Source organism: Bovifimicola ammoniilytica, assembly GCF_025567085.1.
In the GTDB taxonomy this organism is placed as follows: Bacteria; Bacillota; Clostridia; order Lachnospirales; family Lachnospiraceae; genus Bovifimicola; species Bovifimicola ammoniilytica.
Genome location: NZ_JAOQJN010000002.1, coordinates 209857 through 232534, shown reverse-complemented (window position 1 = coordinate 232534; position 22678 = coordinate 209857). Strand labels below are relative to the sequence as shown.

The following is a 22678-nucleotide window of genomic DNA, read 5'->3' as shown; positions in this document are numbered from 1 at the left end:
ATTTTATATATTGTATATTATTTCTAAATGTTAGCAGATAAATAAAGCATACCTTTTATATATCAGTCAACCAAATATTTAATGATACTTTTTTACATTATATATTTATACCACATTTTTTTTAAATAGTCCACATAACCTGCTTTTCTTACATTTTCTATGAGACATATGTTTACTTCGCCTATCATATTATCTCCAATATAATATTCAGTTTTACCCACAACACTTCCTGATTTAGCCGGTGCTTTAACTTTCTTTTCTAATTTTACCTTTTTCGTAATATTATTTATCACCTCATCTTTCCCACAAATGTATACAAATTCTTTCTCAGGTTCAATTTTAACTGTCTTTTTTACTCCACCTGAAATTTTAATCTCTCTATTAATTTCATCATTCTTATCACTATACATTGATACTACAGAATAACCATAATTTAATAACGTGACAGCCTCCGAGAAACGTACTTTATAATCTGGTGCTCCCATTATAACAGCTATTAATTCAATATTGTCTTTACATGCAGTTGCACTAAGACAATATTTTGCAAGTGATGTACTTCCTGTTTTAAGTCCTGTTGCCCATTCATATTGTTTCAATAGCTTATTTGTATTAGCAAGTGTAAATTCAATGCTTCCCTTATTAGTAACATGTGTGATATTTTCCATCCATATTTTAGAATAATTATGAATCTCAGGATATTTTGTAATAAGCTCCCTGCTCATTATAGCGACATCTCTCGCGGAAGTATGATGTTCCATAGAATCACATAGTCCACAGCAATCCTTAAACACAGTATTTGTCATTCCTAATTCTCTGGCTCTTTCATTCATCATTCTGACAAATTCTGTTTCACTTCCTGCTATGTACTCTGCCATACATACACTTGCATCATTTCCAGAGGCTACGACAATACATTTTACAAGTGTTTCCACAGTCTGTTTCTCACCTGTCTCTAAGAAAACCTGTGAACCACCCATTGATTTTGCATATTCACTTGTTGTTACTACATCATCATAATCTATTTTGCCCTCGTTAATCGCATCAAATATCAGTATCAGAGTCATTATCTTAGTTATACTCGCAGGCGATACAATCTCATCCGCATTATTCTCATATAAAATTTTACCTGTGGATGCTTCCATTAAAATTGCAGCTTTTGACTGAATTCCTAAATCTGTTGAATTTTCTCCATTAACTGCAATCATATCAGGCTGATTTGCTTCTGCCCTCTGAATATACGGGTTATTACATATCAATATAGTAAGTACAAGTAGTATGGCTACTATGTTTCTTTTCAAAAAAATCCCCACTAACTAATATTTTTAATTAATTATATGGGGATTTTACTTTTATATTCTATTTTTCTTACTTAATAAGTTCTTAAATCATAATATCAAAATACACTAATTATATCAAATGCATTCTTTCATATATCATACTTTTTTATAATTTATATTGTTTTGTATATTATTGACCATAATACAGACATTCTTTTGTCGAACCTACAACATAGCCACTATCTTTATCTACCTGGCTGACTACAAAGGAATCCAGTGTCTGTAATCCTGAATACTTAATTCTAAGTGTCGAGGTATCTATGAATTCAGTATCGCGCTTATCACCATTTACAAAAACTTTACTAAACTTTGTAAAATTCTTACCTTTAATCTCAACATATTCTGTATCACCATCTGTAACAGGTTCTATCTTAGTTATCTCTATTTCCTCTACTCCCATAGTCATATCCGTAGGACTATAAGGACTAACACCACTATATACTAACTGGTCACCATATAGAATATCATATTCGAGATTCTGTAAACCACTCAGGTAATCTTTGTGTTCCTCATCATCTTTATCTTCGTCTAAATGTTGCTGATGATATCTGTTAATTACACCCGAATTCATACCTAATTCCTTTAAGATTCTTGGTGCAAGCTGGAATGTTTCTAAATCTCTGTCATTTTTCTGCAAGCCAAAATTATTCCAGATAACATATTCGGTCTGGTAAAGTGAACCATTTGATAAATCTTTCTCTGAAAAACCAAGTCCAGGCAAATGGTCTCCATACATTACAAGTATAGTATCTTCACCACAATCAGATAATGCCTCTGTCAATTTCTTAATAAATTCATCCATTTCATGAATCTGGTTAGCATAATATTCAATCGCATTCTTTCTGCCTTCATCATCAGCACCTGATTCTACTTTAATTACCGGATTTTCAATAACCTTTGAAGTAGGATAACTTCCATGCCCCTGAACAGAAATAGTATATATATAATCCGGGCAATCTGTACTCTTAAGTGTCTTTATAATTTCATCAGTAAGAACTTTATCCTTAGCCCATCCCTCAGGAGTATATTCCTCAACATTCATATACTCTATTGATGTGAATGTATCATATCCAAGGTGTGGAAATACAGATTTTCTTGTATAGAATGTTGCATCATTATTATGCATAGCATGAGTTGAATATCCATATTCTTTCAAATTAAATGCTGTGCTTTCACACGTAGTTGATTTAAGTACCGTCTTATATGGTATCTCGCCTGGTCCAAAATCATCAAGATTCATACTTGTCATTATCTCAAATTCAGTATTACAGGTTCCATATCCAACATTATATACATTTAAAAAACCTGATGAATATTCCTTCTTCAATTGATTAAAATATGGTATCGGGTCACTCGAGAACTTAATGTCTGTTGCTTTATTAATATCAAAGAATGATTCAAGCTGTAAGAAGATTATATTAGGTTTCCTTTCTACCTTGTTAAGTTTAACTTCATTATCTTCCGTATTATTATCATCTGTATCAATTATCGAATCAATCTTGTCCTTAGAATAATCAGATGGTTTCTTAACGCCTGAATTGAATAGACCTGCACCGAAGCAGTATACAAAACCATATTTATTATATCCTATCGTCAGGTTAGGGAATTTTGTAACAAGAGTACCTGTGTCCAATGCAATATTGGTACTAAGCACACATACCACGAAACCTATTCCTACAATTACAATATTCTTCCAATAATTTATCTTATATGAAATCTTTGGTCCTTTTAAGAATAACATTACAATTACTAATAGTAATAATATCAGGCCAATCATCGTAAGACTTACTAAAAACGGTGTGAAATACTGGTCAACAATCGCCACTGCAGCATCAATAAGCTTAAGATCATTTGCATTAAATGGTGTAACCCTTACCATTAAAAGAATTCTGTTAATAATTCCTGCTATTAACCATATGCTTGATACAAATGCGATATAAAAAACTCTTCTTCTCGTTAATAATCCAATTGATATAGAAACAAAAATAAACATTAAATTACAGAAGAATATAAATGGACTTGTAAACATAAACTTAAACCCTTTTATTAAAGAGCCTCTATTTAAAATCTCTATAACAAGTTCTATGCATATAGGAAGTAATATAAAAATCAGAATATTATTTCTATATATTTTGTTTTTGAAAAAATCTTTTATCTTATTCATTTCTATTGCCTTTCCATCAACATATATTTTTGACAAATTAGTGATAGTTTAGCACAATTATTTTTTTGTGTCCATATGTTCATAAATATTTCACATTTCCATAACGTTTCACACTAGCATTAATATTTCTTTGCACCATTTTTAGAAATAATCCATTTAACTAATGGTTGTTTCTTCACTGGCGTCTTTGAGAATTCATAAGCTCTTTCAAATCTATCTTTAGCCGCTTTTAATTTCTCAATATCATTTGCATATAGTGTAGCAACAGTATCACCCTTTTCTACTCTGTCACCCACCTTTTTCTTAAGTACAATTCCGACCGATAAATCTATCTTACTATCCTTAGTCTCCCTGCCTCCACCAAGAGTAAGCGAAACTATTCCTATCTCCTGAGTATTAATACTTTCAACAAAGCCTGACTCTTCTGCTATTATATCCATTATTATAGATGCTTTAGGCAACAGTTCCGTATTATTTACAACTTCTCCATCTCCACCCTGTGCTTCTATAAATTCACGCATTTTATTAATAGCTCTTCCATCATTAATCGTCTGCTTTAACATATTTATTCCCGTTTCTAAATCATCTGTCACACCAGCCGCAATAAGCATATGTGCACCTAATACCAATGATAATTCAAGTAAATCCTCAGGACCATTTCCGTTAAGTGTATCAATCGCTTCTTTTACTTCAAGTGCATTACCAACCGATTTACCAAGCGGCTCATTCATATCAGAAACAATCGCAACCGTATTCTTTCCTGCGCCATTACCTATCTTAACCATTTCTCTCGCCAAATCTATAGCATCTTTTTCCTGCTTCATAAATGCACCACTGCCCGTTTTGACATCAAGCACTATAGCATCTGCACCCGATGCCAGCTTTTTACTCATAATACTGCTGGCAATAAGCGAAAGATTGTCTACAGTAGCCGTTACATCTCTTAACGCATAAAGTTTTTTATCTGCAGGAGCTAAATTAGCAGTCTGTCCAACAAGAGCAATCTTATATTTATTAACATTATCAATAAATTTTTGTTCAGGCAATACTGTTGAAAAACCCGGTATACTCTCTAATTTATCAATTGTCCCTCCGGTATGTCCCAACCCTCTTCCTGACATCTTAGCAACCGGAACGTCTAAGGCCGCTACCATCGGTCCAAGCACCAGAGAAGTCTTATCTCCTACTCCTCCCGTACTATGTTTATCTACTTTTATACCCTTTATCCCTGATAAATCTAATCTGTCACCGCTATTTGCCATAGCCATAGTAAGATTCAATGTCTCTTCTTCATTCATTCCCGAAAAATATATTGCCATAAGTAATGCCGATATCTGATAATCCGGAATATCCCCTTTTGTAAAGCCATTTACAAAGAACTCTATCTCTTCTTTATCAAGTGCATATCCATCTCTTTTTTTCATTATAATATCATATATTCTCATAGTAATCCTCGTTTCTGAGCATTTGTTAAATAATATCTTCCAAAAAGCTCTCTCCAATGCTTAATTTATCAACATTCATTATCTGTGCAATTGTCTGTCCGACGTCTGCAAATGTACTTCTTATTCCAAGATTAACATTTTTCTTTAATGATTTACCATATACTAACAACGGAACATATTCCCTTGTATGGTCTGTTCCCTTAGTCGTAGGGTCACAGCCATGGTCAGCATTAATAATCAGTATATCATCTTCTTTTATTTTATCCATTACGTCTGTCAGTCTTTCATCAAACTGTTCTAATCCAATTGCATATCCTTCATAATCATTTCTATGTCCCCATTTCGAGTCAAATTCAACAAGATTAGTAAATATCAGTCCACTATCTATTGTATCCATATAATCCAGGGTTTTATCCATTCCGTCCATATTATCTTTAGTATGAATCGCATCAGTAATACCCTCTTTTGCAAATATATCCTCGATCTTTCCAACTGCCGCAACATTCATTCCTTTTTCTTTCATTTTGACAAGCAGGTTATTTCTATCAGGTAATTTAGAAAAATCTCTTCTGTTTGCTGTTCTTGTAAATGGTTTCTCTCCTTCAAATGGTCTTGCTATTACCCTTGCCACTTCATCATTTCCTTTTAATATACTTCTTGCTATCCTGCACATTTTATATAATTCTTCCGGTGAATATATGCTTTCATGACATGCAATCTGAAATACGCTGTCTGCGGATGTATATATAATCGGTTTCTTAGTAGCTATATGCTCTTCTCCTAATTCTTTTATTATCTCTGTACCTGACGCTACCTTATTGCCGAGAACTCCTGGAACACCGGTTTCCTTTATAAATTCGTCAATAATATTTTCAGGAAAGCCATCCATATATGTTGGAAATTTCTTAGACGAATATATTCCTACCATTTCCCAATGGCCCACTGTAGTGTCCTTACCATTTGACATCTCAGCCATCTTACCATAACATCCAATCGGATTATCACATTTATCAATACCAACAATTCCATTAATATTACCTAATCCTATTTTTACCATATTAGGCACTTTTAATCCATTATGTTTCTCTGATACATGACCTATTGTATTTGTTCCAACATCATCGAACTTATCTGCATCAGGCAACTCACCCATTCCAACACTGTCAAGTACAATCCAAATAACTCTTTTAATCTGCATATCTTTCACACTGACCTCCATTCTTACTTTTTACAACCTTCTTAATATTTATAATAATATCATATTTTCTTACTTTTTTCCAGTTGCAAACATTTGTCAGGATGGATTAAATCATTATTAGTTGCTTGTTTTTTTGACACATATATATTATAATATCATCTAAAAGTTTATATACAGATTAAGGAGGACAACATAATGAGTTTCGATTTTTTAAAGAAAATGCCAACTCCTGCTGAAATTAAAGAAGAATTTCCATTACCAGAAAACCTTGTAAAATTAAAAGCAGACAGAGATGACATGATTAAAAAAGTATTTACAGGTGAATCTGATAAGTTTTTATTAGTAATAGGACCTTGTTCTGCAGATAATGAAGATGCGGTTGCTGATTATGTTTCAAGATTAGCTAAGGTTCAGGAAAAAGTTAAAGATAAGATTTTAATTATTCCAAGAATCTATACGAACAAGCCTCGTACAACAGGTATGGGCTACAAAGGTATGTTACACCAGCCAGATCCAGAGAAGAAACCAGACCTTGTAGCAGGTCTTATGGCAATCAGAAGAATGCACATAAGAATTATTAATGAAACAGGACTTACTGCTGCTGACGAAATGCTTTATCCAGAGAATTACAGATATTTCTCAGATATTTTATCTTATGTTGCAATTGGTGCCCGTTCAGTAGAAGACCAGCAGCATAGATTAACAGTAAGTGGAATGGACATTCCAGCAGGCATGAAGAATCCAACAAGCGGCGACTTATCAGTTATGCTTAACTCAGTTATAGCAGCACAGTCAGGACATACATTTATCTACAGAGGGTATGAAGTAAAGACAACTGGCAACGAACTAACACATACAATCTTACGTGGTGCTGTTAATAAACACGGTCAGTGCATCCCTAACTACCACTATGAAGATTTAATTCGTCTCCACAATATGTACAGTGAATTAGACCTCAAAAACCCTGCTGTTATCGTTGACTGCAATCATTCTAATTCAGCTAAACAATATATCGAACAGATTAGAATATCAAAAGAAGTTCTTCATAGCATGAGACATTCTTCAGATATTAATAATTTTGTTAAAGGTTTAATGATTGAAAGTTACATAGAGCCAGGTTCCCAGAAAGTAGGAGAACATATTTATGGTAAATCAATTACAGATCCTTGTATCGGATGGGAGCAGACAGAATCATTAATTCTTGATATTGCTGATTTATTATAACATAATGCCAGGGGGTAAAATGTCAAAAAGGCTCATTTTGCCTGCATAGTATAATGCTTAACACATTTATGTTTTAATTATTAAATGAATATCAGATTGTATAGGGATTTTTTGTATTTTCTATACATTTAATACAAAATACTGTGTCACGAGATATTGATTATATCTCCTGACACAGTATTTTATTATCTTAATATTAATTTCTTATTTTCTTTATATTTTTTCTATATTTTTCCTTATATTTTATATTTCATTTTTATTGCTAATTTCATTTGATTCTATCATTGTCATTTTCTATTTTCTTGGATGATTCTTAGAATACTCATCTCTTAACTTAGAACCTTTCATATTAACATACATCTGTGTGGTAGCTACTACTGAATGTCCAAGCATCTCCTGTACCGCTTGAAGATTTGCACCATTTTCTACAAGATGAAGTGCAAATGAATGTCTGAGTGTATGTGGTGTAATAGTTTCATCTATTCCTGCCATCTCACCATATAATTTAACAATCTTCCAAAAACCCTGTCTGCTCATAGCTCCACCTGAACAATTTACAAACAGAATATCGCTTTCCTTTCCCTTAATTAAAACTTTTCTTGCAGTTTCAATATATTTCGTTATAGCATTTTTAGCAGATAATCCAAAAGGCACAACTCTTTCTTTATTATTATCACGTCCATGACATACTATATATCCTAATTGCATATTAACATCTTCTAAACGTAATCCAATAAGTTCTGATACTCTTATTCCTGTTGCATATAATAACTCAAGCATAGCTTTATCTCTTATGCCTTTATTATTCTTGTCTGATGGCTGCTTCAGCAATCTGTCAACTTCCTCTACGCTTAATACATTCGGGGTCTTTTTCACGTTTATAGGACCTCTAAGTAACAATGTTGGATCACTATCGATTTTGCCAATCTGTAACATATAATGGAAATATGCCTTCATCGAAGCAATATATCTTGAAATCGTAGTTGATGCACAACCATTCTTTTCTAACCACAATATGTATGTATTAATGCTTGTCGCTGTAATCTTCTCTGGAGAATAGTATCCCTGCTTTTTAAAATACTGACTCATCTTTATCAAATCCCTTTTATAGGAAATTGATGTATTCTCAGATACCTGCTTTATATCTCTTATAAAAGATATAAAGAGCTCAATCGTCTCTTCCATAGTATCCACCCTTTGCATCTATAGTTTTTTTCTAAAATACCCATATATAAGATATTATATAGTCTTTCTTCGATAAAATCAAATGAATTTTGACATTATGAAAATATTCATAAAACATTCCGTTAAACTCAGTAGAATTATAGCAAAAATCAGCTTAAATATTTCTTTAATCCCTGTCTGTTTTCTCTGGCTAAAATCTTCAAAATCCATTTTCGTAATCAGATACCATATTATAATTATGTATAGAATCATATGTGGCTGCGTAAACAGTAGATACCACAACACACCGGTACTTCCTTTTGCTACAGTAAACAATCCTATTAAAATACTGTTTTTCATCCCGAAATACCATAAAAAAGCCGAATGAAACAATACTCTGTAGCTTGTGAGTCCTAGAACTATCAGAAAGATAATTTCCTTTGTCCTATTTAATAATACATAGACAAAATAATCTGTCTCACATATTTTTCTGAAATTCATTCTGCCTACAATATAATTATAATAAATAACTAGATTATTTCTATTAATATCATCAAGACGATTGAATAAAACTGTTCCACATATCACGCCCAATAACATACTCATTAGTAAAAATATATGTGTTTTTCTATAAGAAAAAAGCATATCTCATTTACCCTCTTTCTCAAAACATTAAAATTTTGGATAAGTTCCTAAATGAATATATGCTTTTCTATATTTAATATATTACTATTTTCAATACATATTCTGTATATCTTATTACTATCTTAAATATACATATTTCAGATTCGAAATTATATATCATCTTAAATTCAAAAACAAATATACTTTACTAGTTATAAATTATAAGTAGAAAATCTTATATGCTAATATTGCTGATACAGTTTTTGAGTCCTGCATTTTACCTTTTCTAATCATCTTAAGCAGTTCGTCTATACCATATTCCTGTATCTCTATATTCTCATCTTCATCTAAATGCTGATGAGTTTTTATAAGATTTCTTGCAACAAACACATCTATTCGTTCATTGCAAAACGCAACTGTTGTCCTAAGAGATAACAAAAACTCTAAATCATCTGATTTATAGCCTGTTTCTTCTTCTAATTCTCTTGCCGCGCATTCTATCATTGGCTCATCTATATTTTCAAGTCCTCCTGCCGGCAATTCAATTGTAAATCTGTCTAATGCATTTCTCCATTGCTTAACAAGAAGAATCTTGCCATCGTCAGTTATCGGAATAACAGCCGCCGCACCATTATGTCCTATAAAGTCCCATTCTACATGATTTCCATTAGGAACTTCTATATAATCCTTGTACATATTTATAATTGTACCTTTATGCACAAGTTCCCTTTTGACTCTGTTATACTTTTCCATATTATTTTATACCCTCTGACTTCTTATAACACTCATCTGTTGCTTTAATAATAGAATTTCTAAAGCCATATTCTTCAAGTGCCGATACCCCGGCAATTGTTGTTCCACCAGGTGAACATACTTGATCTTTTAATTTACCAGGATGTTCTTTTGTTTCTAATACCATTTTAGCTGAACCCATAACAGCCTGTGCAGCCATTTCATAAGCCACATCTCTTGGTAAACCATATTTTACAGCACCATCAGCTAATGCTTCAATAAACATATATACATATGCAGGTGAACTTCCACTCACACATACAACAGCGCTCATCTGACGTTCTTCTACTTTTATATATCTTCCAAATGATGAGAATATTTTACCGATAACATCTCTTTCATTAAAGTCAAATAACCTATCATCATAGCAGATTCCTGTCATTCCATTACCTAATAATGCAGGTGTGTTTGGCATCGCACGAACAATTCTTTTATCAAAACCCAGGGCATTCTTAAGTGTATCAATAGTTATTCCAGGAGCAATAGAAATCACAACATGGTCAGGTCTTATAACATTTTCGATATTCTTAAGCACCTGATTGTAGTATTGGGGTTTTATTGCTAAAATAACATATTTTGCCTTATTTGCACATTCAGCATTCGACTCGGCATATTCTATACCTGTTTCCTCACTTACTGTCATACAACGTTCTTTATTTACATCTGTAAATATAATATCATTTTTAGGAAATACCTGTAATATTCCCTTTAACATAGCATATCCCATGTTACCCATTCCAATAAAACCTATTTTCATGACTTCCTCTTTTCCGCACCTGTTATGCTGTTTCTAATAATTTATCAACACTTACTAATTTAACACATAATATGAATAGTTCTGTTGCCTGTTTTAATTCTTCTTCTGTAGGCAATGATGGAGCAATTCTTATATTGCTATCATTAGGATCTTTCTTATATGGATATGTTGCACCTGCTCCTGTAAGTGTAACTCCTGCTTCTTTACATTTAGCTACAACAGCTTTTGCACATCCCTCCATTGTCTCAAATGAAATGAAGTACCCGCCCTTTGGTTTTACCCATGAAGCTATTCCAAGTCCTGATAATTCTTTTTCAAATTCATTAATTACTGCTTCGAATTTTGGTCTTAAGATTGCTGCATGCTTCTTCATATGGTCATATACACCATTTATATCTTTAAAATATCTGGCATGTCTTAACTGATTAACCTTATCATGTCCAATTGTCTGTATTGTCATTGTTCTCTTAACATCATCAATGTTAGATTTTGAAGCAGCAAGTGCTGAAATACCACCACCTGCAAATGTAACTTTTGATGTAGAACAGAATTCATATACCATATCTTCATTGCCATTTTTTTTACATTCTGCAAATATCTCTAATAATTCATCTTTATCGTCTTCATATAAATCATGAATTGCATAGGCATTATCCCAGAAAATTCTAAAATCTTTAGCTGCTGGTTTAAGTGCTGCAAATCTCTTAACAACTTCATCAGAATATGTTATACCCTGTGGATTAGAGTATTTAGGAACACACCATATACCTTTAACACTTTCATCATTATTCACATATTTTTCAACTAAGTCCATATCAGGGCCATCAGCTTTCATTGGTATGTTAATCATCTCTACACCAAATAACTCTGTAATTGCAAAATGTCTGTCATATCCCGGTACAGGACATAAAAATTTAACTTTATCCAATTTACTCCATGGTGTGCTGCCAAGAATTCCAAAAAGCATTGCACGTGATACCATATCATACATTATATTTAAACTTGCATTACCAAATACTATAACATTATCTGAAGATACACCTAATATGTCAGCCATTATCTTCTTAGCTTCTGATATACCATCTAAGATACCATAATTTCTTACATCTACGCCATCTTCACATTTCAAATCTGAAGAACTGTTTACAACATCTAACATATCTCTTGATAAATCGAGCTGTTTAGCTGCTGGTTTACCTCTTGACATATCTAACTTTAACCCTTTAGATGCAGCCTCTTTGTACTCTTTCTCAAGTTCATCTTTAATTGTTAATAATTCATCTCTAGTTAATTCACTATACGACTTCATTTTAATCCTCCATTTTGGGAACGCCCGGCAAAATCAATAAATATATTTCTGCTTTTTTCGCCCCGATCTGTATTCTCTAAACTATTTTAATATAATAGTCTGCATTTTGCAATACTTATTGTTTCTGAGCAGCATATTATATTTATATATTAAAACTACAAAAATGATATACCAAAATTACATATCAACATATATTTTTAATATATATAAGAATATCAGTTATGATATTTTATTCCACAATCCAATTCTATATAATTAAAAAGCCAGATTCATATAATTTGATTATTATATAAACCTGACTTTTTTTATCATAATCCTTTATTTCGCGTAATCAATTACTCTGCTTTCTCTGATTACACTAACTTTTATCTGGCCCGGATACTCTAATTCCTGCTCGATTTGCTTAGACAAATCTCTCGCTAAAAGTATCATGTCCGCATCGCTAACCTGTTCTGGGATAACCATAACTCGAATCTCTCTACCTGCCTGAATTGCAAAAGATTTTTCAACACCTTTAAAGGAATTGGTTATATCTTCTAATTGTTTTAATCTGTTGGTATATGTTTCTAATGTCTCTCTTCTAGCACCTGGTCTAGCTGCTGAAATAGTGTCAGCTGCCTGAACAATACATGCAATCAATGATTCAGCCTCAACATCACCATGATGAGCTTCGACTGCATTGATGACAACTGGAGATTCCTTATATTTTCTACATAAGTCAACACCAATCTGGATATGTGAACCTTCCATTTCATGGTCAACCGATTTACCTATATCATGTAATAAACCAGCTCTCTTTGCCATTCTAACATCTACACCAATCTCTGCTGCTAACAATCCAGATAACTGTGCAACTTCGATTGAATGTTTAAGTGCATTTTGTCCATAACTTGTTCTAAATTTCATCTTTCCTAATAATTTAACTAATTCCGGATGAATACCATGAACACCAACTTCCAATGTTGCGGCTTCGCCTTCTTCACGCATCATTGTTTCTACTTCTTTTTGAGCTTTCTCAACCATCTCCTCAATTCTAGCTGGGTGAATTCTTCCATCAACAATAAGTTTCTCCAAAGCAATACGTGCAACTTCACGTCTTATTGGATCAAATGCTGAAAGAATAACTGCTTCAGGAGTATCATCAATAATTAAATCTACGCCTGTCATAGTTTCAAGAGTTCTGATATTTCTACCCTCTCTACCTATAATTCTGCCCTTCATTTCATCGTTAGGGAGTTGAACAACGGATATTGTTGTTTCTGCAACATGGTCTGCTGCACACTTCTGAATAGCTGTAACAACATATTCCTTTGCCTTTTTGCTTGCTTCTTCTTTTGCTCTGCTTTCAAGTTCTTTAACCATCTTAGCAGTATCAATTTTCACTTCTTCTTCAACAGTTTTTAACAAATATTCTTTTGCTTGTTCGGAGGTTAAACCAGAGATTCTTTCTAATTCCTGTACACGCTGTTCATTTAATTTAGCGACATCTTCACGCATCTTAGCCAATTCTTCTTCACGTTTTGCAAGAGAACCCTCTTTTCTTTCCATCTGTTCAGCTTTTTTGTCTAACGCTTCTTCCTTAGAAAGTATACGTTTCTCATAACGTTGAATCTCAGCTCTGCGCTCTTTGCTTTCCTTTTCAAGCTCATTCTTAGTCTTTATTGACTCTTCCTTAGCTTCTAATACTGCTTCTCTTTTAGTAGTTTCTGCTGTCTTTAAAGCTTCATCTATTATCTCTCTTGATTTTTCTTCAGCACTGCCAATTTTCGCTTCATATGACTTCTTGCGATGGGCAACTGCTAAAAACCAAGCTGCTGGAAAAACAATACACAAGGTAGCAACTACACTAATTGCTATTATTGTAGGTGTATTCACAGGAGCACCTCCTTATTTAGTTTTCATTGTACAATCACAACATATAAATTTTATACTGTTTTTAGAATTATGTCAAGTAAAGTTCACATTTTCATATGCATTTTGATATAAAAGAAGAAAAATCTCAATTGTTTTTTGTATAATTTTCTGATAATCAGTTTTCTCTCTTAAGCTCATAATAAACTTGCATTATATCATCGTATTTAAATCCTTTACGCATTAGTGCAGTTATAATTTTATTAAGAAGATTCTTATCATCTCCAAGAAAATCATATCTTTTTTTTAGAAATTCTTTCTTGACCAATTCATACTGGACTTCATTAATATCCTCATCTTCATACTCATCAAATGCTTTGCTAATTAAAGTTTTGCAAATTCCCTTTGCATATAATTCATTAATAATTCTAGACTTACTCTTTGCTGAAATGTTATATTTGACGTAATTTTTCACATATCTTTCATCATCTATATAGTTATATTCCTTAAAATCAGCTATTACTTTATCTATTATAATTGCGGGATAACCGCCCTTAGACAGTTTATCCCGCAATATAAATTCTGATTTGTCTGAATCTTTTAATATATACACTGCACGTTCCCTGCATCTTTCAGGTAGAATATCATTCATAATCTCATTATACGAAGTGCTATCAAGCTCTTTATCCGTTTCTATACCCAATCTCGTAATCTCACTATTATATAGTGAAAATGCTTTCTCGTAATCAATGTATATTAAACTTTTCTTCTTATCCGTTCTGACAATATCTGTTACAATCATATCTATTCTTCCGATTCATCTGTTTCCTTAGAAGCATTCTCTCTCTCAGTCTCTCCACTGGAATTTAACGCATATTTTTCTCTTACTGCTTTCTCAATCTCTTCCATTAATTCAGGATTATTAAGCAAAGTAAGTTTAGCATTCTCTCTACCCTGGCCAATCTTATCACCATTGTATGCATACCATGCTCCACTCTTAGAAACTATTCCACAGTTAGCTGCAAGATCAAGTATATCACCCTCTTTTGAGATTCCTTTACCAAACATAATATCGAATTCAGCTTCCTTAAATGGTGGCGCAACCTTATTCTTAACAACTTTAACTTTTGCTCTGTTTCCAACTATTTCTCCACCCTGCTTTAATGTCTCAATTCTTCTTACATCTAATCTTATTGATGCATAGAATTTTAATGCTCTACCGCCGGTTGTTGTCTCCGGATTACCAAACATTACACCAACTTTCTCTCTTAACTGGTTAATAAATACCACAATACAATTAGACTTGCTTATAACTGCCGTTAATTTTCTAAGTGCCTGAGACATAAGTCGTGCCTGTAATCCGATGTGGGAATCGCCCATATCACCATCAATTTCTGCCTTAGGTACAAGTGCTGCAACCGAGTCGACAATCACAATATCAACAGCACCTGAACGAACAAATGTCTCTGCAATCTCTAATGCCTGCTCACCAAAATCCGGTTGTGATATATATAAATTATCCACATCAACTCCAATAGCTTTAGCATAAACCGGGTCAAGTGCATGTTCAGCATCTATGAAGCCTGCAATTCCACCCCTCTTCTGGACTTCTGCTATCATATGTAATGCAACTGTTGTCTTACCACTTGATTCAGGTCCATATACCTCAATAATTCTTCCCTTAGGAACTCCACCAAGACCAAGTGCAAGGTCAAGACTTAATGAACCTGTAGGTACTGTCTCTATATTCATGGTTGACTTAGGATCTCCTAACTTCATAACCGAACCTTTACCATGCTGTTTCTCTATCTGTGAAATTGCTGATTCCAATGCTTTTAGTTTTTCACTGTTATCCATAAATAATACCTCCGTCTAATCGAACTAATGTTCGTCTTTAAATATAATATAATATTAACTAATATTTGTCAACTTATTTTTATCTATATTCCATGGATTATTTTATATATAATATATGATATTTATTATTTTTTGTCAATATGTAATTTAACTTTTTATTTTGTGATTTTTTAGCAGGCATATCCTTTGTATCACATTTGAAGTATAAAACATATCTTAATCCATATAATATAAAATATTTTCGGCTCAATATGGTGTATGTACATTTAAGATACACTATATAGAGCCGAAAATATTATTCGAAATTTTATTATATATAATTTATTATCATTTATATTATCTTATCTATTGTTAAATTCATTCCAGACCATTTCTAATGCCTTATCCACAGCCTGGTTCCTAACCTGTAATCTATCTCCATTAAACAGGAACTTTTCTGTTATAACTTTGTTTTTATAATATACACCTATGCATACTGTTCCAACTGGAATATCTTTCGTTCCTCCAAGTGGTCCTGCAACTCCAGTAACTGATACAGCCACATCTGCATTTGCGGTTTTAGCACCACCTGATGCCATCTCATATGCGACCTCTTCACTTACCACGTTGTATTTTTTTATAGTTTCAGGATTGACACCTACCATTTTAGCTTTTGCATCTTCTGAATACGTAATATATCCTTCGCTAAACACATTCGATGCACCTGATACATTTACAAGCCTTGCTGCTATAAGTCCGCCTGTACATGACTCCACAGTTGTTATCATCATATTATGTTCATTTAGAAATCTGACAATTTTCTCTTCCATCATTTATTTACCTGTGCTTCCATCTACAAGCACCTGTCTATTCTTAACAAGATAATCTACAAGTGAGATAATTGTAAGAACAAGTGACAGATATATAAATACATATTCTAATGTTCCATACCAGCTATAATTAAGATTCACAATCATAATTATTATCATAAGCATCTGCGATGTTGTCTTATATTTTCCCCACCAGCTTGCTGCTATAACTACTCCATTATCTGCTGCAATTGTTCTGAAACCACTGATAATCAGTTCTCTGCTGATAATTACAATCACAATCCATGCCTGTAATTTATCACCGATTAAACAGATAAGTGCCGAACAAACTAGCAATTTATCTGCTAATGGATCCATAAACTTTCCAAAATTAGTTACCAGATTATATTTTCTGGCAATTTTTCCGTCTAACATATCTGTAAGACTTGCAATAATGAATATGGCAACAGCAATATATTTATCATATTCACCTGTCACATTCACTAACATAAATATAACAAAAAATGGAATCATAAAGACTCTGAACATCGTTAATTTATTAGGTAAATTCATCTCATTATTCTACCTTTCCGTATATTTTTTTGATTAATTATATAATCTCGCCAATGAGATCATATTCTGCTGCACCTGTTACTTTAACTTTTACAAAGTCACCTGTAATCAGTTCCTCATCAGTCGTAATAAAGATATTTCCATCAACATTAGGACAATCCATATATGTTCTTCCTACATATGCATTTTCATCAACAACTTTTCCCTCTATCATAACAAGCAAATCTCTGCCTATCATGTTCTCAGCGTTCTCAAATGCAATCTCCTGCTGTAATTCCATAATTTCATTTCTTCTCTTAATCTTAATATCTTCATCTATCTGATCAGGCATCTCGGCTGCTGCCGTATCTTCCTCAGGCGAATATGCAAATACACCTAAGCGTTCAAATTCCATCTCGTCAACAAAATCAAGCATCTCTTCATGATCTTCTTCTGTCTCACCCGGAAAGCCTGAAATTAATGTTGTTCTAAGAACAATATCAGGAATCTCTTTTCTAATTTTTAATATTCTCTCAGTTAATTCTACTCTGTTTGTACGTCGTCCCATTGCTTTCAGGATCTTGTCACTTGCATGCTGGATTGGCATATCAATATAATGACAGACTTTAGGTTCATTCTTCATAACCTCTATAAGTTCATCAGTAATCTCTTCAGGATAACAATATAAAATTCTTACCCATATAAGTCCCGGAATCTTACAAATCTTTTTAAGCAAATCAGGCAACATCTTTCTGCCATATAAATCAACACCATAAAGTGTTGTCTCCTGCGCAACAAGTATAAGTTCCTTTGCACCATTTTCAACAAGCTTCTCTGCCGTTTTAAGAATGTCTTCCTCTGGTACACTTCTGTATCTTCCTCTTATCTTTGGAATAATACAATACGTGCAACATTTATTACAGCCTTCTGCAATCTTAATATATGCATAATGACCTCCTGTAGTAACGACCCTTTCGCTTTCTTCTACAATAAGTTCATCTAATGGATTAAATTTTTCATATTTTTCTCCACAAATTGTACTCTTTACTGCATCTACAATCTTGTCATATGAACTTGTTCCAAGAATCGCATCTACCTCAGGTATTTCATCTGAAATTTCTGTCTTATACCTCTGGGCCAGACAACCTGTAACAATTAGTGCCTTGCAACTGCCACTTTTACGATACTCAGCCATCTGTAAGATAGTATTAACACTTTCCTCTTTTGCATCATTTACAAAGCAGCAGGTATTAATAACTATTACATCAGCCTCACTTTCATCATCTGTGAATTCAAAATGTTCACGATTAAGCAACCCTAACATCTCCTCTGAATCCACAAGATTCTTATCGCAGCCTAAAGATATAAACAAAATCTTCATCTTATTGCTATCATTACTCATAAATAATTAAATTTCCTCTTCGTCGTCACCTGTTATTCTGATTTTTGATTTATAAAGTTCCTCAACTGCAATTGAAAGAGGTTTCTTTCCACAACCATTTACTAATGGTTCCTCTCCTGCAATAATCTGTCTTGCTCTTTTTGAAGTAGCCATTACAATCGAATATCTGCTCTGTACTACTGGCTGTTCTCCTGGTTCTACCTCGCTATTAACAACTTCCATTAAATCTGTGTAAGATGGGTGTAACATATTTTATTCTCCTTTCGAAAAGACCTTTATATCTTCTCTTATCTCTTTTATAAAATCTATATTTCTAAACGAACTGTTATGGCTCGCCTGAATAATTGAATGCAACTCTTTAACACTTTCTTCTAAATCATCATTTACTAAAATATTATCATATTTCTCAATGCCTTGAGACTCAACAACAGCTCTTTTAAGTCTTTCGTCTATAACTTCCATACTCTCAGTGCCTCTTCCTACTAAACGCTCTTTTAACGTCTTAGCATCAGGTGGCATTACAAATATAGTCATTGCATCAGGCATTATCTCTTTAATCTGCATAGCACCCTGAATCTCAATTTCTAACAGAACATCTTTGCCATTATTAAGCTGTTCTTCAACGTATCTTCTGGGTGTTCCATAATAATTACCAACATATTGTGCATATTCAAGTAATTCTTTGTTATCAATTTTCTTCTCAAACTCATCTTTAGTTATGAAAAAGTAATTCACACCGTCCTGTTCGCCAACTCGTGGTTCTCTGGTAGTTGCTGATATAGAAAGTGCATAATTATCATATTTCTCAAGAAGCATTTTAACAAGTGTACCTTTACCTACGCCCGAGAAACCTGAAATAATAGTAAGTACGCCTTTATTCTTCATTATTATCTTCCTTTCCCTGCATTATACTTTCATTAAATCGTCCTGCTATCGTATCAGGCACCAATGCCGACAATATAATATAGTTACTGTCAGTAATAATAACAGATTTTGTCTTTCTTCCCTGTGTAGCATCTATAGCTATGCCCTCGTCTTTAGAATTCTGAATCAGCCTCTTAACAGGTGCCGAATCAGGGCTGACAACTGCAACTACTTTCTTTGAATTCACAACATTTCCATATCCTATATTAAGCATCTTATGCAAATTCATCACCCTATTCTATATATTTTTTTGAAAATAGTCAACATATATTACTCTATATTTTGTATCTGTTCACGTATTTTTTCAATTGATGTTTTAAGTTCTATTCCAATATCTGTAATTTCTAAATCTGTTGTCTTAGAAAGAATGGTATTAGCTTCTCTATTCATCTCCTGAGCTACAAAATCCAACTTTCTTCCTATTGCGCCACCATCTATAAGTGATTTCTTCATTCCATCTATATGGCTCTTAAGTCTGACTATCTCTTCATCAACGCATATCTTATCAGCAAAAATTGTAACTTCAGTAACTATTCTGCTGTCATCAATCTGACTGTTGTCTAGTAATTCTTTGATTTTAGTTTCTAATTTTTCTCTATATTCTGCAATAATCTTAGGTGAACGTTCCTCTATAAACTCAACATATTTAGACATTTCATCTAGTTTAGCAAGTATGTCTGTCTTAAGATTCTCACCCTCTGTCTCTCTGGTCTTAACAAAATTCTCTGCTGCCTCACAGAATACTCTATTAAGCATTTTTTCTAATTCTTCTTCAGCAATGCTTTGCTCCTGCATAACGAAGATATCCTGACATTTAATAAGTGCAGAAGTCGTTATATCATTCTCAATCTTTAATTCTCTGCCCATCTGCTCGATATATTTCGCATATTCCTTAGCAAGTGCTCCATTATAACAAAGTGTCTCGCTACTCTCTGAGTTATCCTCATATGTTACAAATATATCGACCTTTCCACGTTCAATATACTGTTTTAACAGATTTCTCAAATACGCCTCATAGAAATTAAATTTCTTAGGTAATTTTATATTAACATCGAGATATCTGTGGTTAACTGATTTCATTTCTATAGTAAGTTTTCTATTATTTTCAGACAATTCGCTTCTTCCAAAGCCTGTCATACTCTTAACCATGTTCTTCTCCAATCATTTACATTTTCATTCTGTTCTCATATCAGGCCATACTCTAAAAATACATTGTATTTTAGAAATAATAAGCTAAATTTTATTATAAAACATTTCAAAAACAACGTCAAGGTTTGCTTGAGGCATATCAGATAAATCCAAAAAATAATGACAAACATAATTCTTTTGTACTACCCCTTGAAAACATTTCAAATTTATTATACACTTTTTTACACAACTATTTGTTTATGAGCGAAAGCAAATAGCTTTTACGGCAGATGAGAAATTGCCTGTGCGAATTTCTCATCGCCTCTTCTAGGCAAGTCGCTCAGAAATGAGGAATGTTATGGCTTTTGATGGAATTACAGTTTCGGCAGTTGTTGCCGAATTAAATAAAACACTTATTAACGGAAGAATTTTCAAAATTGCCCAGCCGGAAAAAGATGAATTAATTCTTACCATAAAAAATAATAAAGAGCAATACAGATTACAGATTTCAGCAGGTGCGTCTTTGCCTCTTATCTATTTAACAAGCTTGAATAAACCCTCACCTCTGACTGCTCCAAGTTTTTGTATGTTGTTAAGAAAACATATAAGCAACGGACGAATTACACGAATATATCAGCCCGGACTTGAGCGTGTAATTAATTTAGAGATTGAGCATCTGAACGAAATGGGTGATTTATGTAAAAAAGTCCTAATCATTGAATTAATGGGCAAACATAGTAACATTATCTTTTGTGATGATAATAATCACATAATTGACAGTATTAAACATATTAATGCACAAATGAGTTCTGTCCGAGAGGTTTTACCGGGACGGGAATATTTTATTCCAATGGCTGATATGAAATTGAACCCTCTTGAACTTGAATTTAACAATTTTGATACAGCAATACGAAGTAAGGCATTGCCAATTTCTAAGGCAATCTATATGACAATTACGGGTATAAGTCCTATTGTCAGTGAGGATATTATTAATCTTGCAAGCTTAGATTCATCTATTCCTGCAAACACACTAAATGATACAGAAATATATCATTTATATAATATTTTCACTAATTATATGTCAGATGTGATTAATTCTGATTTTAAACCCGTAATATATTATAAGGATGATGCACCTTTGGAATTTAGTGCTCTTCCTCTTTCGGTTTATGAGAATTCCAATGCAAAATACTTCTCATCTATAAGTGAGGTTCTTGAAAAATATTATGCTGAGAAAGATTTAATCACGCGTATAAGAAAACGTTCTTCTGATTTAAGACAAGTGGTAACTACTGCGTTTTCTAAAGAATCTAAAAAATACGACTTACAGTTAAAGCAGTTAGATGACACTAAAAAGCGTGATAAATATAAGTTATATGGTGAATTACTTACTGCATATGGTTATGGTTTAGAAGAGGGTTCTAAGAAATTAACCTGTTTAAATTATTACGATAATACCGAGATAACCATTCCTCTTAATCCTGATTTATCTGCACTTGAAAATGCTAAGAAATATTTTGATAAATACAGTAAACTCAAACGTACTTATGAAGCACTTTCAAAAATTGTAATTGATACTAAAAATGAAATTGAACACCTTGAATCAATCTCTACATCACTTGATATAGCAACCGATGAAAACGACCTGAAAGCCCTACGTGAAGAGTTAATTGAATATGGATATATTAAGAGAAAATCCTCTGATAAAAAAGCAAAATTCACAAACAAACCAATTCATCTTAGATTACCTGAGGGATATGATATATATATTGGTAAAAATAATTTTCAAAACGAAGAAGTTACATTTAAAATTGCTTCCGGTAATGACTGGTGGTTCCATACCAAAGGTGTACCCGGTTCACATGTAATCGTTAAATCAGAAAACCCTGATTTACCTGATAACATATATGAATTAGCAGGTGGTTTAGCTGCATATTATTCAAAATCACGCAATCAGAAAAAAGTCGAAATAGACTACACACAGAAAAAGAACTTAAAACGTGTTAACGGTGCCGCACCGGGCTTCGTTATTTACCACACTAATTATTCTATGATGTGCAAGCCTGTTAATCCTGATTCTCTTGAATTTTGTGTCACTGGCACCACAAACAGCATACATCACAGAGGCAAATCTGAAATTTAGCTTGTTATTCCTCTGGCAC

21 protein-coding genes are annotated in these 22678 nt (G+C 33.0%); 2 read left to right on the top strand and 19 right to left on the bottom strand.

The window, feature by feature from the left end; genetic code table 11:
• Positions 1 to 92 precede the first annotated feature (92 nt).
• From OCV48_RS02880 to OCV48_RS02865, 4 genes are all read right to left on the bottom strand, one after another.
• Complete coding sequence (locus OCV48_RS02880) at positions 93 to 1298, bottom strand: D-alanyl-D-alanine carboxypeptidase family protein (RefSeq protein ID WP_394803220.1); 1206 nt, start codon at positions 1296 to 1298, stop codon at positions 93 to 95.
• Between the two features lie 169 nt (positions 1299 to 1467).
• The gene (locus tag OCV48_RS02875) at positions 1468 to 3501 is read right to left on the bottom strand and encodes an LTA synthase family protein (RefSeq protein WP_147591098.1); all 2034 of its coding nucleotides are present in this window, start codon (positions 3499 to 3501) and stop codon (positions 1468 to 1470) included.
• A 119-nt stretch (positions 3502 to 3620) separates the two neighbouring features.
• Entirely contained in the window at positions 3621 to 4946 is a 1326-nt protein-coding gene (locus tag OCV48_RS02870; RefSeq protein WP_021983089.1) for a pyrimidine-nucleoside phosphorylase, read from the bottom strand.
• Between the two features lie 25 nt (positions 4947 to 4971).
• Entirely contained in the window at positions 4972 to 6144 is a 1173-nt protein-coding gene (locus OCV48_RS02865) for a phosphopentomutase (protein ID WP_147591186.1), read from the bottom strand.
• A 195-nt stretch (positions 6145 to 6339) separates the two neighbouring features.
• Here OCV48_RS02865 and OCV48_RS02860 point away from each other — a divergent pair, with 195 nt between their 5' ends.
• The gene (locus OCV48_RS02860) at positions 6340 to 7368 is read left to right on the top strand and encodes a 3-deoxy-7-phosphoheptulonate synthase (protein WP_021983087.1); all 1029 of its coding nucleotides are present in this window, start codon (positions 6340 to 6342) and stop codon (positions 7366 to 7368) included.
• A 294-nt stretch (positions 7369 to 7662) separates the two neighbouring features.
• Here the strand turns inward: OCV48_RS02860 and OCV48_RS02855 are convergent, their stop codons facing one another.
• The 15 genes from OCV48_RS02855 to OCV48_RS02785 all read right to left on the bottom strand — a co-directional run bounded on the left by OCV48_RS02855 (position 7663) and on the right by OCV48_RS02785 (position 20537).
• The gene (locus tag OCV48_RS02855; protein WP_021983086.1) at positions 7663 to 8553 is read right to left on the bottom strand and encodes a site-specific tyrosine recombinase; all 891 of its coding nucleotides are present in this window, start codon (positions 8551 to 8553) and stop codon (positions 7663 to 7665) included.
• A 78-nt stretch (positions 8554 to 8631) separates the two neighbouring features.
• Complete coding sequence (locus OCV48_RS02850; protein ID WP_147591097.1) at positions 8632 to 9177, bottom strand: hypothetical protein; 546 nt, start codon at positions 9175 to 9177, stop codon at positions 8632 to 8634.
• Positions 9178 to 9375: 198 nt separating this feature from the next.
• Positions 9376 to 9909 (bottom strand): NUDIX hydrolase, encoded by a 534-nt coding sequence (locus OCV48_RS02845; RefSeq protein ID WP_021983084.1) that lies wholly within the window; start codon positions 9907 to 9909, stop codon positions 9376 to 9378.
• A gap of 1 nt (position 9910) precedes the next feature.
• The gene (proC, locus tag OCV48_RS02840; RefSeq protein ID WP_021983083.1) at positions 9911 to 10705 is read right to left on the bottom strand and encodes a pyrroline-5-carboxylate reductase; all 795 of its coding nucleotides are present in this window, start codon (positions 10703 to 10705) and stop codon (positions 9911 to 9913) included.
• Positions 10706 to 10727: 22 nt separating this feature from the next.
• Complete coding sequence (locus OCV48_RS02835) at positions 10728 to 12014, bottom strand: PLP-dependent aminotransferase family protein (protein WP_021983082.1); 1287 nt, start codon at positions 12012 to 12014, stop codon at positions 10728 to 10730.
• 318 nt (positions 12015 to 12332) lie between these two features.
• A complete protein-coding gene (gene rny, locus OCV48_RS02830) occupies positions 12333 to 13889 on the bottom strand; it encodes a ribonuclease Y (protein ID WP_021983081.1) in 1557 nt (518 codons plus the stop codon).
• A gap of 154 nt (positions 13890 to 14043) precedes the next feature.
• Positions 14044 to 14667 carry a regulatory protein RecX gene (locus OCV48_RS02825; RefSeq protein ID WP_021983080.1) on the bottom strand — a complete coding sequence of 208 codons (624 nt, stop codon included), beginning with the start codon at positions 14665 to 14667 and terminating at the stop codon, positions 14044 to 14046.
• 2 nt (positions 14668 to 14669) lie between these two features.
• The gene (gene recA, locus OCV48_RS02820; RefSeq protein ID WP_021983079.1) at positions 14670 to 15722 is read right to left on the bottom strand and encodes a recombinase RecA; all 1053 of its coding nucleotides are present in this window, start codon (positions 15720 to 15722) and stop codon (positions 14670 to 14672) included.
• Positions 15723 to 16063: 341 nt separating this feature from the next.
• Positions 16064 to 16531 (bottom strand): CinA family protein, encoded by a 468-nt coding sequence (locus OCV48_RS02815; protein WP_262558719.1) that lies wholly within the window; start codon positions 16529 to 16531, stop codon positions 16064 to 16066.
• Positions 16532 to 16534: 3 nt separating this feature from the next.
• Positions 16535 to 17083, bottom strand: coding sequence for a CDP-diacylglycerol--glycerol-3-phosphate 3-phosphatidyltransferase (gene pgsA / locus OCV48_RS02810; RefSeq protein ID WP_021983077.1), 549 nt, complete (start codon positions 17081 to 17083; stop codon positions 16535 to 16537).
• A 37-nt stretch (positions 17084 to 17120) separates the two neighbouring features.
• The gene (gene rimO / locus OCV48_RS02805) at positions 17121 to 18443 is read right to left on the bottom strand and encodes a 30S ribosomal protein S12 methylthiotransferase RimO (RefSeq protein WP_147591184.1); all 1323 of its coding nucleotides are present in this window, start codon (positions 18441 to 18443) and stop codon (positions 17121 to 17123) included.
• Between the two features lie 27 nt (positions 18444 to 18470).
• Positions 18471 to 18713 (bottom strand): DNA-directed RNA polymerase subunit omega, encoded by a 243-nt coding sequence (rpoZ, locus tag OCV48_RS02800; protein WP_021983075.1) that lies wholly within the window; start codon positions 18711 to 18713, stop codon positions 18471 to 18473.
• Between the two features lie 3 nt (positions 18714 to 18716).
• On the bottom strand, positions 18717 to 19349 hold the full coding sequence (gene gmk, locus OCV48_RS02795) for a guanylate kinase (protein ID WP_021983074.1): 633 nt from the start codon (positions 19347 to 19349) through the stop codon (positions 18717 to 18719).
• Positions 19339 to 19602 (bottom strand): DUF370 domain-containing protein, encoded by a 264-nt coding sequence (locus tag OCV48_RS02790; RefSeq protein WP_394803226.1) that lies wholly within the window; start codon positions 19600 to 19602, stop codon positions 19339 to 19341. The genes gmk and OCV48_RS02790 overlap by 11 nt, the downstream gene beginning before the upstream one ends.
• A 56-nt stretch (positions 19603 to 19658) precedes the next feature.
• Positions 19659 to 20537 (bottom strand): YicC/YloC family endoribonuclease, encoded by an 879-nt coding sequence (locus OCV48_RS02785; RefSeq protein WP_021983072.1) that lies wholly within the window; start codon positions 20535 to 20537, stop codon positions 19659 to 19661.
• A gap of 337 nt (positions 20538 to 20874) precedes the next feature.
• On the opposite strand from OCV48_RS02785, the gene OCV48_RS02780 reads away from it, so the two are divergent.
• Entirely contained in the window at positions 20875 to 22659 is a 1785-nt protein-coding gene (locus tag OCV48_RS02780) for an Rqc2 family fibronectin-binding protein (protein WP_021983071.1), read from the top strand.
• The last annotated feature ends 19 nt before the right edge of the window (positions 22660 to 22678 follow it).

Bases quoted from the DNA above. Each gene is read 5' to 3' on its own strand.
- OCV48_RS02875 (WP_147591098.1), bottom strand. From the start codon at position 3,501: ATGAATAAGATAAAAGATTTTTTCAAAAACAAAATATATAGAAATAAT.
- OCV48_RS02870 (WP_021983089.1), bottom strand. From the start codon at position 4,946: ATGAGAATATATGATATTATAATGAAAAAAAGAGATGGATATGCACTT.
- OCV48_RS02865 (WP_147591186.1), bottom strand. From the start codon at position 6,144: ATGCAGATTAAAAGAGTTATTTGGATTGTACTTGACAGTGTTGGAATG.
- OCV48_RS02860 (WP_021983087.1), top strand. From the start codon at position 6,340: ATGAGTTTCGATTTTTTAAAGAAAATGCCAACTCCTGCTGAAATTAAA.
- OCV48_RS02855 (WP_021983086.1), bottom strand. From the start codon at position 8,553: ATGGAAGAGACGATTGAGCTCTTTATATCTTTTATAAGAGATATAAAG.
- OCV48_RS02850 (WP_147591097.1), bottom strand. From the start codon at position 9,177: ATGCTTTTTTCTTATAGAAAAACACATATATTTTTACTAATGAGTATG.
- OCV48_RS02845 (WP_021983084.1), bottom strand. From the start codon at position 9,909: ATGGAAAAGTATAACAGAGTCAAAAGGGAACTTGTGCATAAAGGTACA.
- proC (WP_021983083.1), bottom strand. From the start codon at position 10,705: ATGAAAATAGGTTTTATTGGAATGGGTAACATGGGATATGCTATGTTA.
- OCV48_RS02835 (WP_021983082.1), bottom strand. From the start codon at position 12,014: ATGAAGTCGTATAGTGAATTAACTAGAGATGAATTATTAACAATTAAA.
- OCV48_RS02825 (WP_021983080.1), bottom strand. From the start codon at position 14,667: ATGATTGTAACAGATATTGTCAGAACGGATAAGAAGAAAAGTTTAATA.
- recA (WP_021983079.1), bottom strand. From the start codon at position 15,722: ATGGATAACAGTGAAAAACTAAAAGCATTGGAATCAGCAATTTCACAG.
- OCV48_RS02815 (WP_262558719.1), bottom strand. From the start codon at position 16,531: ATGGAAGAGAAAATTGTCAGATTTCTAAATGAACATAATATGATGATA.
- pgsA (WP_021983077.1), bottom strand. From the start codon at position 17,083: ATGAATTTACCTAATAAATTAACGATGTTCAGAGTCTTTATGATTCCA.
- rimO (WP_147591184.1), bottom strand. From the start codon at position 18,443: ATGAAGATTTTGTTTATATCTTTAGGCTGCGATAAGAATCTTGTGGAT.
- rpoZ (WP_021983075.1), bottom strand. From the start codon at position 18,713: ATGTTACACCCATCTTACACAGATTTAATGGAAGTTGTTAATAGCGAG.
- gmk (WP_021983074.1), bottom strand. From the start codon at position 19,349: ATGAAGAATAAAGGCGTACTTACTATTATTTCAGGTTTCTCGGGCGTA.
- OCV48_RS02790 (WP_394803226.1), bottom strand. From the start codon at position 19,602: ATGCTTAATATAGGATATGGAAATGTTGTGAATTCAAAGAAAGTAGTT.
- OCV48_RS02785 (WP_021983072.1), bottom strand. From the start codon at position 20,537: ATGGTTAAGAGTATGACAGGCTTTGGAAGAAGCGAATTGTCTGAAAAT.
- OCV48_RS02780 (WP_021983071.1), top strand. From the start codon at position 20,875: ATGGCTTTTGATGGAATTACAGTTTCGGCAGTTGTTGCCGAATTAAAT.